Source organism: Tenacibaculum sp. AHE14PA (genome assembly GCF_019278465.1).
Lineage (GTDB): Bacteria > Bacteroidota > Bacteroidia > Flavobacteriales > Flavobacteriaceae > Polaribacter > Polaribacter bernardetii.
The window spans coordinates 1,344,859-1,360,239 of record NZ_CP058983.1 but is presented as its reverse complement, the minus strand read 5'-3'; the positions used below and the strand labels follow the sequence as shown (position 1 = coordinate 1,360,239).

At 29.9% G+C, this 15,381-nt stretch carries 12 protein-coding genes; all 12 read right to left on the bottom strand.

Going from position 1 to position 15,381, the window contains the following annotated elements; translation table 11 throughout:
• Window positions 1–40: 40 nt before the first annotated feature.
• Window positions 41–547, bottom strand: coding sequence for a hypothetical protein (locus tag H0I30_RS06210; protein WP_218773395.1), 507 nt, complete (start codon window positions 545–547; stop codon window positions 41–43).
• Between the two features lie 723 nt (window positions 548–1,270).
• Window positions 1,271–1,900: a hypothetical protein gene (locus tag H0I30_RS06205; RefSeq protein ID WP_218773394.1), complete on the bottom strand. Its 630-nt coding sequence runs from the start codon at window positions 1,898–1,900 to the stop codon at window positions 1,271–1,273.
• Window positions 1,901–2,520: 620 nt separating this feature from the next.
• Entirely contained in the window at window positions 2,521–2,958 is a 438-nt protein-coding gene (locus H0I30_RS06200; protein ID WP_218773393.1) for a hypothetical protein, read from the bottom strand.
• Between the two features lie 164 nt (window positions 2,959–3,122).
• Entirely contained in the window at window positions 3,123–4,142 is a 1,020-nt protein-coding gene (locus H0I30_RS06195; protein ID WP_218773392.1) for an FRG domain-containing protein, read from the bottom strand.
• Window positions 4,143–4,295: 153 nt separating this feature from the next.
• Window positions 4,296–4,991, bottom strand: a complete 696-nt coding sequence (locus tag H0I30_RS06190) for a hypothetical protein (RefSeq protein ID WP_218773391.1) — start codon at window positions 4,989–4,991, stop codon at window positions 4,296–4,298.
• A 1,036-nt stretch (window positions 4,992–6,027) separates the two neighbouring features.
• Window positions 6,028–7,005: a putative phage abortive infection protein gene (locus H0I30_RS06185; RefSeq protein ID WP_218773390.1), complete on the bottom strand. Its 978-nt coding sequence runs from the start codon at window positions 7,003–7,005 to the stop codon at window positions 6,028–6,030.
• On the bottom strand, window positions 6,995–8,026 hold the full coding sequence (locus H0I30_RS06180; RefSeq protein WP_218773389.1) for a hypothetical protein: 1,032 nt from the start codon (window positions 8,024–8,026) through the stop codon (window positions 6,995–6,997). The genes H0I30_RS06185 and H0I30_RS06180 overlap by 11 nt, the downstream gene beginning before the upstream one ends.
• 209 nt (window positions 8,027–8,235) lie before the next feature.
• Entirely contained in the window at window positions 8,236–8,847 is a 612-nt protein-coding gene (locus H0I30_RS06175) for an AbiV family abortive infection protein (protein ID WP_218773374.1), read from the bottom strand.
• Window positions 8,848–9,023: 176 nt separating this feature from the next.
• Window positions 9,024–9,482, bottom strand: coding sequence for an RDD family protein (locus H0I30_RS06170; protein ID WP_218773373.1), 459 nt, complete (start codon window positions 9,480–9,482; stop codon window positions 9,024–9,026).
• Window positions 9,483–9,642: 160 nt separating this feature from the next.
• Window positions 9,643–10,797, bottom strand: a complete 1,155-nt coding sequence (locus H0I30_RS06165) for a hypothetical protein (protein ID WP_054851014.1) — start codon at window positions 10,795–10,797, stop codon at window positions 9,643–9,645.
• A gap of 231 nt (window positions 10,798–11,028) precedes the next feature.
• Window positions 11,029–12,297 carry a Shedu immune nuclease family protein gene (locus H0I30_RS06160; protein ID WP_218773388.1) on the bottom strand — a complete coding sequence of 423 codons (1,269 nt, stop codon included), beginning with the start codon at window positions 12,295–12,297 and terminating at the stop codon, window positions 11,029–11,031.
• 1,956 nt (window positions 12,298–14,253) lie between these two features.
• Entirely contained in the window at window positions 14,254–15,063 is an 810-nt protein-coding gene (locus tag H0I30_RS06155) for an HNH endonuclease (RefSeq protein WP_218773387.1), read from the bottom strand.
• Window positions 15,064–15,381: the final 318 nt, after the last annotated feature.

Below are 15,381 nucleotides of genomic sequence, written 5' to 3'. Positions count from 1 at the left end.
CTGTTTAGCAATAAATTATGCGCATTGTTGCCTGCTGGCTTTAACAAGGTGACCAATATTCAAACCGGATTAGTTTTCCATTTTTTAATTCAATTCTAATTCCGCTATCATATTCTTTGTGAGGAATAATAATTCCACCACTTAAATCATTGTCAAAATATTTAATTATTTCTTTTCCGAAAATTTTAGTCAATTCAGTAAGTTCAGTTTCACAAGTCAATTTATATTCTCCATAATTTAGAATAATTGTATTGTCATTTTCAAAATTAATTTGCTCTAAAACATATTTTTCATTTTCATTTCCAGTAAATTTTATCTTATTATATTCAAGTGTGAAGTAATCTTTACCTTGCTCACCACTAGATAAAAAACCACATTCATAATGTGGTTCAAAAGTCTTATTTGGATTCCCAAGCTTTTCAATTATTTCTGTCTTAGTAGAAAATAAATTTAATCCTTTATAAGTTATTAAATCATAATTCACATTTTGGCCAAAACTTATTTGTCCAAAATATATTAAAATCAGTACTGTTAAATTTATTCTCATAATTCAATTTTATGCTTGCTGGCAACGGCTTTGTGCATGGTTTCGTTAAGGAAAAGAGCGTAGCACTTTTCCGAATTTGAACGAAAGATAATAAAAGTGCGAGGAAATTCCGCAAGGAAGTTCCACCTTAATGAATTATGCACCTTGTTGGGTTTTCGTTTTATGGTTTTTCCGTTCTATTTTAATTTTCAGTTATTATTTCCGCAAAGATTCTAATTCCGCAATTATGATTTCCACGTTTTGGTATTCAACTCAATTTTCAAAACTTCTCAAAACTCTCAAAGTTTGTAATTTGATTTCAAAACTCTCCAGTTTTAGATTTTTATTTAACGAAACAATTCTAAACTGAAATTTTTCTATTTGTAAAAAATTGACTTAAAAAACTAAATTGTTCAAGCTACTTTTTTTGAGTTGTAATTAAATTCCAAAATAGCTTTTATGTAAATTTTTCCACCATTGTAAAAATTCACTTTAAAAGCTAAAAATGTTCAATTTTAACGGTTTCCGCTAATGAAACCCAACGTTAAATATATGGCAAGTTGGGTAGAAAATAAGCGATTACTTTCGGATTAGCCACAAGCCAAATCTTTTGTATTTTGTTTTAATTTTTCTCTTTAATACCAAATCAAAAGATTTGGCGACTTTATAAATAGACAACAATCTTTGGATTAAACACTAATCGCCCAATTTGCTATATATAGTGTTACAAGCTGGCTTTTTTGCTTACCAAAATTTCCACCAAGGTTTTTTCACGTTATCTTTTGTCTTTATTTCTATCCTATTTTTCATTTCAAGATTGGGATTGTTATCTAGCATAATTCTAAAACATCCTCCTTTAATTTCTTTTGTCAATATATTTAGAGAAAACTCACACCATTCTTTTTTCGAATTTGTGGGGTCAAAAGTTAGTCCAGATATAATATCATCTTCAAATTTCAAGTCTCTAAATCCATCCCAAGAAATCCTTTCACTTTCCCAAATTTCACCATTAGCATTGTCAAGGATTTTTACTCCGATACCATCTACACAGATTAAACTTCCGTTTTTGCTTTGAAAAACATCACTTATCGTTATTCCAAAGTTTCCTATTGGTTTTTCAGTATTCGGGTCAATTATATAACCAAGTCCTCCTGCAAAAACAATTATTCTCTTCTTTTCAGGGAAATCAAATACTTTATTCAATTTAGTCCAGCCCTCTTTGAAGTTTCCAACCCAATCAGTTCCGTCATCCTTAAAAAAACGAACAACAAAACCTTCAGATGAGAACGGTTCATCAGAATCCGTAATAGGGATATACATCGGACCATAAGCAGGTAATGAATTTAAAATTTCATATTGTTTTTTTTCTGTCAATTTCCGAGTATTTGCTTGCTTGTAACGGTTTTTTGTATAGAAAGTTGCTTTGTAAGAGCTCGGCGAATTTTCCGCAGGAAAATTGGACTTAATTAAAAAGCACAAACTATTTAGTTTAGCTAAAATAAAGCAATTTTTATATACAAGTTGTTAGTAAATGCGTTTTTTTCGACAAGTAATTCTGTTTTATGATTTCCGATATTTTCAAAATTCAACGTTTGAGTAAATAATTCCGCATAGATTTTCAGCTCCGCAAAATTGCTAAATTCCGCAAGAGTGATTTTTTGCGTTCAGTTCTGTTGTTGCTAACGCTTAAAATTCCGTTTGAGTAAGAATTCCGTAAAGTTGCTCTAAACTTGGGAATGTTATTTTTCTAGTGTTGACAGAAAAGGTAATTGTAAACTAGAATTATTCCACAATAAGTTTCATGATTTTAATACAGAATTGTTTCCGTCTGAGTGATTTCTAAAGTTTTTACTAACGTGTTTGTACAAGATTAGTTGCTGTGTTTAAGCACTAAATTTACTAAAAAATTACTGACAAAGAAAATCCACGAGGATTTTCGTAAGTGAGCAAAAAGCAAGCAATTAATTTTGTACGGTGTTGGCAAATCGGTTTTTTTATCCGAACAATAATTTCGCTCGTTCATTTCCGATTTTATTTAATTCCGATTCAGTTTGTTTATAATTCAATTCGCTAAATATAGTTTTTAATTCAGTCAGATTATTTACAAACAATTCACTTTCTTGCTCCAAATTCAGCCGTTTTGATAAGTCAGATTTTCCAAACTTTGGTTTTTCCAAATCTGTTTTATTTTTCCGATTTAAATAAGCATTTATCAAATCAAAGTCATAAAAATTTTCAGATTTGAGTGATGAAATCCGAGTTTCAATTATTCCTCTGTCATTTACAATGTCAAAATTCAGCCAACTATTTTTAAAGCGATAAATTCCTCCCATTCCGCTAATATCAGATTCAGTCAATTCAAATCCGTTCTTATTCAGAATTCCAATATAATATTTGTTCAGACTGTTATCTAAATATTCTTTTATTCCCATTTTTTCATTCTGGTTGCGTTTTCCTCAACTGTTTGCCAACGGTTTTGTATAAGATTAGTGGCGTGTTTAAACACCTAATTTAGCAAATAAAAACCGAATAGAAAATCTGCGAGGATTTTCGTAAGTAGGCTAGGTCTAGCCATTAATTTTATACGGTGTTGTGCTTAGTGATTTATTTTTTTTCTTTCAACTTCTTTTTTTATTCCATCTAAATCTGGTTGAATTGTCATCCAATTAATATTTAATATTTCAAGTCGTTTAAAAACTTGCCAAGCTACTCTATGTGATAAAGTAAACAAACTTGGTTTTCCAATTTTTTCATTTATTAATCTTTCGTTCTCAGAACTCTTATCATAATCAAATAAATAGTTATCTAGGGATTTTATTTTACCTTCCTTATTAAATAGTTTTTCGTCAATTGACTGACCTTTAAAATAATTAATGAATAGTCCTTGTTGTGCGACCATATTGTTATTTTGAAATCCTTCAACAAATATTCTTTTTAGGTAAAAGTCTTCTTGACATATTTCAATTAATCTTTCTGGAATTGCCCAAATTCCAATTTTAGAATTATCCTCTTTTTTTGGATGTTTTATTTTCTCAGTCGCAAAAAATATTGCCTTATTTGGATTAAAAGTAAAATCTAATAATCTAGTATGGACACCATAATGTTGAGCTAAAGCTAATTCTTTTAGTTGTCCTAATTTTGGAAATTCTTTTATTAAATCAAATGCTTTAAATCTATCATCAATTAGAGTTGAGTTAATTAATTTAAAGGAATCATCTTCAATTTTGTAACCTAAACTATTTAAACCTCTGGTAAAATTTATAAAATCTGTTATTTCTGGTAACCAATGACCATTTCCTGATTTTAGTACATTTAAACTATTTGTTTCTTCATTTGAATTTAAATCTCGAAATGCAGATGGTATTAATTTCCATTTAAAGTCTCGATGTCCTCTAAATATATATTTTGCTTTAATATTAGAATAGCTAGTCTCATATAATTCTGAAAATGGGTCGTTAAAACACTCAAAAAAAGCATCACAATTTTCATCGAAGTCATAAACCCAATGAGAAACTTCATCAACAGGTTTGATACCTCTAATTATTTTTCCATCAGGATTTATTTTAGGTTCGTGCTGAATTCTTAATTCTATTGGTAATTCTTTCAAATGATTCATTTTTTCCTCATTAAGCACAACGTTTTTGTGTATGATTAGTGGCGTGTTTTAGCACCTAATTTAGCAAATAAAAACCGAATAGAAAATCCGCGAGGATTTTCGTAAGTAGGCTTGAACCAGCCATTAATTATACACGTTGTTGTAAAATCGTACTTATTTTTCATTATCAATTAACCAAGGTTGCTTAAATTCCTTTGTTTTGGTCAATTCCTTTTTTAATTTTTCTCGGTCTAATCTCAATTCAGAATATTCTGCTCTTTCAAAAAGTAGGTTATAAGCTGATTGATGAAATCCGTATTTTTTTAATATATCAAAATCCGATTTTGCTTTTTCGGAATTCAGATTTTCATTGTCAAATTCAATTTTTAAAAGAGTAACTAATGTGTCATTTACAAACTGCTTTTCATAATTCAGTTTTTTTTTGTCCAATTTCACAGAGTTTAATTCTTTAAGAATTTCATAAACGATTGAGTCATTTTTATCCGCTTTTCTACGATTCCAAAATTCAGCGTAATATTTGGTTTGTATTTCGGGTTTGTTGTAAGTCAGTTGCAAACTGTCCATTAAATTCTCAAAATTTCGTTTTATGTAAATATCTTGGATTAAGAATTCATTGTCACTTTTAAAAATCAGATTTTCCAGTTTGTCGTAACCGAACTTTTTCAATGATTCGTGAATTGTTCTTAAATTTTCAGGTTTTCTAATCCACGTGTTTTTTGTCCAATCAGAGTTCCTTAAATCGAAAAATGAAGTTTTGTTTTCTGCATAAAATTCCGATTCGCTTTTTTCTTGATTAACGCAAGAAACGAGTAATAAAATCAGAATGTTTAATGTTAGCAGTTTGTTCATTCGTATGTTTTACAACGCTTGGTATATGAAAAGTAACGTGTTGATTTAGAGCTACTTTCGGGTTAGAGTTGTGTTAATTAATGTTCACAAATTTTAGGATGTGAACTTACCTAGTTGTTTTTTATATATGTTGTTGGCAAATCGTTATTTTTATTTGTAATTAGTTTTTGAAATCCCATTATTTTAACATTTCCTTAACGTTTATTTTAACATATTAAATTTGTTTAATATAAAAAATTAGTGTATGTAAATTTTCATTATTTTTGTAAGTGTTGGACAAGTCAACAAATGATAATCTAATCTATCAATATATGTGAAAGGAAAAAATAAGTAAAAGTTATATTGGAAACAATTATATGCTTTATGATATTACTCATTGTACTACTGGTGGTCAGTAGGCACGTATCTGAGTAATATCAGCACCAATTAAAGAGAACAAAAGTGACTGCTCCGAAGAGGTTGTCTTACCGTCTTTTGTTCGACTATCTAGGTAAGGAATTTCAAAATTAGAGTGTATGTTTTAACGGACTGCACTCTTTTTTGTTGTAACAAAGATAAGAATTTTATCTAAGACTATAACTTTTACTTATTTTTTTAACATTTCAATGAACTTTTCTAACTGTTTTAATTATCATTATGATAAACTCATTAGTGATTGGGTAAAAAATGCTCGATAAATTTCTTATCTAATTCTGTTAGGTCTTCTTTTATCTTGTAGTCTATTAGAAGAGGAAAACCTGAATCAGCTATAAACTTATCCAAGGAATTTGTTTGTCTTTTCACTTCTTGTGCTATTGAGTAACCATTCTTGTTTTGTCAATATGAATTTTTTTAGAGCTTGATTCCGCATTTTCTTTAGTATCCATTATTATATTTTCTTTTTTACAACTCTTAATTTCATATAGCTTCGATTCAATGTTTGCCAACGGTCTAGTATAAGAATAGTAGCGGATTTACATACACTAGCTTTTCAGATAAACACAGACCTTTTTTACATTTACTTACTTTCGTTTTAGCGATTAAACCGCTATTATTTTTATACATTGTTGGCAACAGTATTTTCTTCATATTCGAATATCATTTCAGGATATAATTCCTTAATATCGATTTCCTTTTTAGGGTCAAAAAAATCTTCTGGGATATTTTTAATCAGACGATATGTTTTAATTAAGTTTTCATCTTTCCACGGTTTTCCGAGTTTAGAAATTGAATTTAAAAATAAAAGAGCCTGTTCGTGATTTGAGAGTTGAGCTCTAATTAATTTAATATACTCGTATTTATCAATGTCAATTTTTTTATTGTGACAATAGGCAATCGATTGAAACAAATGGCGATAATAATGACCTAATCTTGATTGATGTCCTTCAAAAGGCACGTAATTAAATTTTCGTTCTTTTTTTACTTTTTGTTTTTGTGATTGTAGTTCATCAGTCAATTTTTTCACTTTTGTTTTATCATAATTGGAAAGTGAATTTTTTAATATCCTTGTAGAATTTGGTCCAATACCGTAAAAAAATGCCAAATATGAAATTTCAATAATTTGTTTTTTTTCTAGCTTGTCATTTTTAAAAACGTCTTTGACAATTTTCATTATTTCCCTAAACTCTCGAATAAATAGCACGAAAATTTTTTTCCCGTTTTGTGTTTTAAGAGTTATTTCTTGAACATTATCCCTATGAAGTCTAATCAGTTCAAAAAAGCGTGTTTCAAATTTCTCAATTTCGGAAGTTCTCCTTTGGTCTCTCAAAGTTGTATATAGAAAAATAACACTTACTAGAGCAAAAAGAGTTCCCATATATCCACCAATGAAGCTCCCAAATTCGCTCGCATTGGTGGAATTTAATTCATTACCATTAAACGCTTTAAAAAGTAAAAAAATATGAATAATAATTACACCAACCGCTATTGTAACTAGTTCAATCCAATTTCGTTGCCACCAATTTCTAGGTTTGTAATCTGGTCTTAAATAAGGTTTTACGGGTTGTTTTGTTTTCGTAGACTCTTTATTTTCCATAAAACTTTTTTTCAGCTTCAATTAATGGTTTGTGCCATTCCCACAATTCTTCAAGGGTTTTAAAATCATCGGGTATTTGATTTCCATCTTGAAAGGCTTCATTAGGTGTCATAGGCATTGCCCAATGATGATAACTCTCTACCGTTCTTCTTGGATGTAAAGCCAATGAGGAATCGAAATAGTCATTACAGTAGTGATAATGATGTGTGTGAATAAATGTATCCCACGATTTTAATAATTTTTTCTCCTCTTGAATATCTATCAATTCAAATTCTTCCATTGCTCTATCCTCAACATTTCCCCAAGCTTTTTGAAGTAAGTCGATTGCTTCTACATCACTTACTGGTGCAGAATAACCAAAAACGGAAACTCTTTCTGCTTCTTTTAATCTATTGCCAAGTGCTTCCCATTGTCCGCTTATATAAGTGTCACTATTATAATCTTTTTTGTCTACAGGATATAATAATTTAGTTGGCTCAAAATCACGCAATGTTTTTTTAGAAGTCCAACCAGCAGGACCAACAGTTCCATTTGATTTGTCAAATCCTAGAGAAACACAACCGTGTAAATGTAAAATCCCAGGACTTTCTACGAATTCACTATTTCTTACGTATGCTTTATAAAGAAATGGATCCCAATTAAACGTTGCAATTATGTCTTTCCTATGTCTCAAAGAAAGTATAAGATGGTCATATATTGTAGGCTCATCAGGTAATTCCAATTCGCTAAAGTATTGGTATACTACTTTTTCTATATGTTCTCTTTCGGCTTTAAATTTATCATCCTTTGCCAATAAACTATATAGTTTTTCAAAATCCTCTTTTAAAAGTTGGTATTCTTTTGGTAACTTGTTAACCACGTTAGTCAATCCTACAATGTCAACTACATTCCACATTAAAGGAAGTGCTTTTCCATTTTTTTCAGGATTTCTTAATGTCGAAGCATAAGTAGCTCCAGCTCCAAGAATTACAACGTGTGTTCCTTTTCCGTGTACGATTTCTATTTCTTCTTCTTTGGTCATATTGTTGCCAACGGACTTGTGTATGGAACGTAGCGTGCAAAAAGACACTAGTTTTTCCGATTAACACAGAGCCGAATTTTTATATTTTGTTTTTAATTTTTCTCTTTTTAAAAGCCAAATTAAAAATTTGGCGGACTTTATAAATAAACACAAACCTTTCGGTTAAGCACTTATTAGCTATGTTTTATACACCGTGTTGTAGGTAGTTTTTATTTTTGGTTTAATTCAGTTTCTATTTTAGAATAATACTTGTTTAATTCATCTGAAATTTTAGAAGCTAATTCGGTTAATCCCCAAAATTTATCGTCAATCATTTCAATTGCGATTAAGAGTGTTTCATATGATTTTTTTTCATCGATTATTTCATTCGGTATTATAAGCTTTTCATTATTTCTCTCAAAATAAAGGCAATTCTCTCGAATTTCTATGAATTTTCCAGACTGTAAGTTTTTGAAAATTTCGATTAATCTATCCTCGCCAATACTCTTTTTTAATCTTTCTCCAATTAATATTATTGGGTTAGCAGAAATTTTATGTTTCGAATAATGATTAAATAAAGGGTCTTTTCTCCGATTAACTTTTGTTCTTTCATTAAACCCTCGATAAACACAAATTTCAATTTTCGCAATTTCTTCAATTGCAGTAATTGTCAAAAATAATGATTGATTATAAAATTTGTTTTCTAATAGTAGGATAGAACTTTTAATTAAATGTTTTACGTGAAATAGAGATTTTTCAAACTCCTCTGTAGATTTAAATCCGATTAATTTTTCAGATGATATTTTAATTGAATCATTTATTAATTCGTACGTTTTCTCCAATTTTCAAAGTGTTTTGTGTAATTACCTACAACGTTTATGTATAAGAATAGTTGCGGGTTTGTATGCGAGGATTTTCCGAAGGAAAATCAGACGTTACAAACACGCAACGACCTTTGATTAAGTACTAAACCGCAATTATTTTTATACGGTGTTACCATACGTTTTTATTCAGTTTGTTATTCAGTCAGATTTTCATTCCGCACGACAATTGTGTTTCCCCAAATGTCTCCCAATCTTTGATTTTTATCTGTATTTTTTATTGTTACTATTCCAATTAGTCCAAAAAAGAACATATCAATTGGGTCAAGTAAATGTCTTTTAAAAGATTCACCAAAAGTTAGTTTTCGGTTAATTCCGCTTTTTGGAATTGCTTTTATTCCTGCGAGTGAATTTCCGAGTGTTGCTCCGAGTCCGATTTCAAGTCCGACAGTCATAATTCCCCAAAAGATTATTGGCAAAAGTGCTGGTAATCCATTTACAGAATATTCACCTTCCGCATTTGGTTCTCCAAACGCATAGATATAGATAAAAAAGAATACGTAAATTATTAGATAATCTATAAATCCGGCTAAAATTCTTTTTCCAATATTTGGTTCAGTTCTTAATTCTGAAGTAGTAATGTTTGTTTCTGTCATCGTTTTTCTCAAATGTATGGTAACGTGTTTGTATATGGTTTGTTGCGTGGTTTAAGCAACTAATTTAGTAAATAATTACGAACAAAGAAAGTCCGAGAGGACTTTCGTAAGTAGGCGAGAAGCCAGCAATAAATTATATACGGTGTTGTAAACAGTACTTTTAATTCAGCCATTCTTTTGATATTCCGAAAATTTTATCAAAATCATTTCCATCTTTACTAATAATTTGATTTCCATTAACATAATTATAGATTAGATTAAGTTTTTCAAAATCAAATTTGTTTTCTGCAAATGGATTTTCAAAAAGCCAATAATTAGCATTTGGAATATTTGATGGAAATACTTTCGTGACCACAATTCCGCTAACATTAGTTAATTTTGCTTTTCCTGAATTATAAAATATTCCATCTCTTTCTCTGGTCATTTTTCCGTCCCTATTTTCAGGATTTGTAGAGAAAGTATATTTTAAAGAACCCCAAATTACATTTTCAATGTCTATTTTTCCTGATGTTTTTTTTCCTAAAGCATTTATACAAATTAGATATGGAATTTCGAATTTCCCATAACGTTTAGCTTTTTTGAGAATAGATTGTCGAATGGAATTTTCTCCACCTCCCCAAAAAGTTTCGATAGGAAACATACCAATAGGATTTTTACTGATTTTATCTTTTTGAGATTCAATTAAAGGCATTGGTTGAACTCGAATTTTTAAATCTTTATTTTCAAAGTCAATATTAGGACATCCATCAAAACCAAATTTTTCCATTCTTTCAGTAATTTCCTTTGGCTCAAGTTTACTAACTTCTAATTCAATTTTGGAAATTAATTCTTTTACTCTAGGTTGCTTTTGAGTTTTAAAACTTAACTCTTCAATTCTCAATAAAAATCCTTTTATTCTTACTTTACTTAATTTGTCATAGAATTCATTTTGACGTTTTTCAAAAGCCATTTCTGTTTCTGTTTTATCAAAACAAATTTTGGCTTCTACATACGCTTGAAAGTCATCTTTAGATATTAAAAAATCTGGTCTTTTGTTAGTGTCTTTAAGTTGAGGGTGAATTTCAATATTGAAGCCTAATTTATTAAATAGTTCAAATAGAAAAAGTTCGTAGAAGGCTGAGTCTAAATCCTTTTTAAAACGATTTTTCAGTTCTAATTTCTCTAATTCAGGATATTCTGAAAACCATTTTTCTAGAGTTTCTCTAATGATTTGAATATCCTTGCGATTGCTTTTATGATAGTAATTAAATGAATTTTCATTATTACTAGAAGGACCAACTATAATTTCTGTTGTTTTATCAAAAAGCTTAATCAATTTCGTGAGTTTTTGGGTATTGTTTACAACGGTCTTGTGTATGAAACGTAGCGTGTAAAAAGACACTAACTTTTCGGATTAACACAGAGCCGAATTTTTATATTTTGTTTTTAACTTATCAATATTAAAAGCCAAATTTAAAAATTTGGCGGACTTTATAAATAAGCACAAACCTTTCGATTAAGCACTTATTAGCTATGTTTTATACACGTTGTTGCCAGTAGTACTTTTCTAAAATGGTAAATCATCATAGTCGTTTTCTACTTGTTTTTTTTCTTCGGTTTCCTCGCTAACTGTTCCGTCATTTACAATGAACTGTGCTCTTTCTAAAAGTTCATCGTAAGTTATTATTTCTATGTTTCTTGAATTTCTTCGATACAATTCAAATGTTTTTTTCTTAATCAAGTCCGTTTTTGTCGAACCAGAAAATTGATTGGTGTTTCCGATTATTAAAATTGTTTTTGGGTCAACTGTATCTTGTTCAATTTTATTTCCATTTTCATCGAATTGTTCTGTTTGAGCTTTTATTTCCCATTCTGCTTTTTGAGAAAGAATTTGAGATACGGCATAAGTCAAATCCTTTGAAAGTTTCCACGATTCAGAACGATTTTTGTCTTTTTCAAATAGAGGCGTGTCAGGTCGTTTTAATTCAACAATAATGGTGAAATTTTTGTCGCCAAGTAAATAGTCCAATTTAACTTCGTTTTTCCCATCCAAATCAGTTGAAGAAACTGAAGCTTCTCTTTGTAAAATACTTAAAAACCTATAATCTAATCCATAACCGAAAATCCAAGAATTCTGTTTAAAGAATATCTGCCATTCAGGTTCTGTAATATTTTTCTTAAAAAGCTCTTTGAATATTTCTAAACCATCTTTTCTACCTGAAAGAATATTTAAATCTTGTTTTGTTAAAACATTATTTCTTAAAGTTTCCAAAACAGATTCTCTTTTGTCTTTATCTAAGTCAGATAATTTATCAACTAATTCTGCTAAATCTTTATCAACTAATATCTTACTTGTGTCAGGTTTTGTTAAGTTTAATAGGATTTTTCTATTTGGTAAAGTTCCTTCTTCTATTACAAATCTATCTTTATTTGAAAAGTCTAAAAACTTTAAGTCACTCAAGAATTTTAGTAATTCGGTAAATTCATCTTGACTAAAAGAAAAAGCAGTTTCTTGAATTGGTTTAGAAATTCCTGTTTCCTGATTTTCGGTAAACTTTTGTAAAGTAAATTCTAAAAGATTTGTGTCTTTAATTGAATAAACAATTGCACTAACTTGATATTTATTTTCAAAAATCCCAGTTTCTCGAAGTACAATTTCTCCTTTAACTTCGGCAAATTCATTAATAGTTTCTTTTTTGAATACTTTTTTGACAAACCTTTTTTCATTTGTAAAAATGCCTCTAAATTTCAAATAAGGGAATGATTTACTTACATATATTCTTGAAGAATTACGTTGTTTAAAATAATCAAGTTCCTTACTTATGTTTTTTCGCATTTTTTGTTTTCGGTATTACTGGCAACGGCTTTGTGCTTATAGTTTGTTGGGTAAATTTAGCGAAAAAATAATAAATAAAGCACAGACTTTTACGCTTGCGAGGTTTTTCCGCAGGAAAAACTGTAACCGCAATAAATTATGCACATTGTTGCAAATTGTAGTTTTTATTTCGATTTATAGTTCCGTTTTAGGTTTTTTTATATTTTCAAAATTCAGCGTTTCAGTAAACAATTCCGCAAAGATTTTCAATTCCGTAAAGTTGCTAAATTCCGCAAGAGTGATTTTCTACGTTCAGTTCTGTTGTAGCTAATGCTTAAAATTCCGTTTGAGTAAGAATTCCGTAAATTTGCTCTAAACTTGGGAATGTTATTTTTCCAGTGTTGACAGAAAAAACGTAATTTAAATTAGAATTATTCCACAATAAATTTGATGATTTTAATTCAGAATTGTTTCCGTCTGAGTAATTTCTGCTATTATTTGCAACGGTTTTGTGCTTATAGTTTGTTGCGTAAATTTAGCGAAAAAATAATAAATAAAGCACAGACTTTTACGCTTGCGAGGTTTTTCCGCAGGAAAAACTGTAACCGCAATAAATTATGCACATTGTTGCCCACAGTAGTTTTTTTCGGTTAATAATTCCATTTTTTGCTTTCTAACATTTTCAAAATTCAGCGTTTGAGTAAACAATTCCGCAAAGATTTTCAAGTCCGCAAAATTGCTAAATTTCGCAAGAGTGATTTTCTACGTTCAGTTCTGTTGTTGTCAACGTTTAAAATTCCGCTTGAGTAAGAATTCCGTAAAGTTGCTCTAAACTTGGGATTGTTATTTTTCCAGTGTTGACAGAAAAACGTAATTTAAATTAAAATTATTCCACAATTAATTTCTTGCTTTTTAACTCAGAATTGTTTCCGTCTGAGTGATTTCCGCTATTGTGGGCAACGGTTTTTTGTATAGAAAGTTGCTTTTTAAGAGCTCGGCGAATTTTCCGCAGGAAAATTGGACTTAATTAAAAAGCATTGCCTATTTAGTTTAGCTAAAATAAAGCAATTTTTATATACAAGTTGTTAGTAAATGCGTTTTTTTCGACAAGTAATTCTGTTTTATGATTTCCGATATTTTCAAAATTCAACGTTTGAGTAAACAATTCCGCATAGATTTTCAGCTCCGCAAAATTGCTAAATTCCGCAAGAGTGATTTTTTGCGTTCAGTTCTGTTGTTGCTAACGCTTAAAATTCCGTTTGAGTAAGAATTCCGTAAAGTTGCTCTAAACTTGGGAATGTTATTTTTCAAGTGTTGACAGAAAAGGTAATTGTAAACTAGAATTATTCCACAATAAGTTTCATGATTTTAATACAGAATTGTTTCCGTCTGAGTGATTTCTAAAGTTTTTACTAACGGTTTTTTGTATAGAAAGTTGCTTTTTAAGAGCTCGGCGAATTTTCCGCAGGAAAATTGGACTTAGTAAAAAAGCACAGCCTATTTAGTTTAGCTAAAATAAAGCAATTTTTATATACAAGTTGTTAGCAAATGCGTTTTTTTCGGTTTACAATTCCTTTTTTTAGCTTTCTAATAGTTTCAAAATTCAGAGTTTGAGTAAACAATTCCGCAAAGGTTTTCAATTCCGCAAAGTTGCTAAATTCCGCAAGAGTGATTTTTTGCGTTCAGTTCTGTTGTTGTCAATGTTTAGAGTTCCGTTTGAGTAAGAATTCCGTAAAGTTGCTCTTAACTTTTGTTTGTTATTTTTCCAATGTTATGAAAAGAAAATTATTGAATAATAAATTTAAGATTTTTAACTCAAAATTAGTTCCGCCTGAGTGATTTCTAAAGTTTTTGCTAACGTGATTGTATATGGTTTGTTGCGTGGTTTAGCACGTAATTTAGCAAATAAAAACCGAATAGAAAATCCGCAAGGATTTTCGTAAGTAGGCTAGAACTAGCAATAAATTATATACGGTGTTACCTGATGGCTTTATTCCGTTTTTCTTTTATTTCCTCAATTGTAAATGGTACTTTTCTTTTATGAATCATTGCGTGACAATTTGGGCAAACTGGTCTTAAATCATTTATTGGTTCAATCTTATATTCTTTTCCGATGTCAGCTACTTGTTTTAAATGATGTACGTGAATAAAATCTTTTCCTAATTCTCCATATTCTTGCTCAAAATTAAATTCGCATACTGAACAAGATAACCCATAATGTTCGATACAAGCCTTTCTTGCGTGAGGATTTCGTTCGTATTTAGTTATTCGTACTTGATTTGGTGTTCCTTCCGTGTAAACATTCTGTTCCGAAGATTCGTTTTCTTTGAAAGGATTTAGTCTAATGTTTTGAGTAATTAAAAAGTCAAACCAAAGTGCTTCAAGTTCATCTGTAACTTCTGGATTAATTTCAACTCCTGAAGATTGAGGTGTCCAATTAACTTTTCCTAAATTTCCTTGTTTAAGTAAATCTAATTTTAATAACGGTTCCTCTTTTGGGTTTAAAATCATTTCAAAGTCAATCATTACTCTATTGACTAATTTTCCTGAACCATTCCAATGAGGTGATAAGAAAGGGTCAGAAGTAACAAATCCAGCTCCCATTATTCCTTTCGGCTCTTGTCCTAAACGCATTAAAAAAGCTCTGTCTCCAGCTTTAATCTTTTTGTGACTTATTACACTCCATTTTTCATTCGCTCGTCCAGTTTTTTCGATTTGGTCAATACTCTCCTCAAGAGTTGTCCAATTCCATTTTTTTGGGTTCCACGCGAAAAGATATGTTTTCATAAGTTCGGTTTTTCAGCTTGCAGGTAACGGTTTTTTGTATAGAAAGTTGCTTTTTAAGAGCTCGGCGAATTTTCCGCAGGAAAATTGGACTTAGTAAAAAAGCACAGCCTATTTAGTTTAGCTAAAATAAAGCAATTTTTATATACAAGTTGTTAGCAAATGCGTTTTTTTCGATTAATAATTCCATTTTAGTTTTTCAATATTTTCAAAATTCAGAGTTTGAGTAAACAATTCCGCAAAGGTTTTCAACTCCGCAAAGTTGCTAAATTCCGCTAGAGTGATTTTTTGCGTTCAGTTCTGTTGTTGTTAATGTTTAGA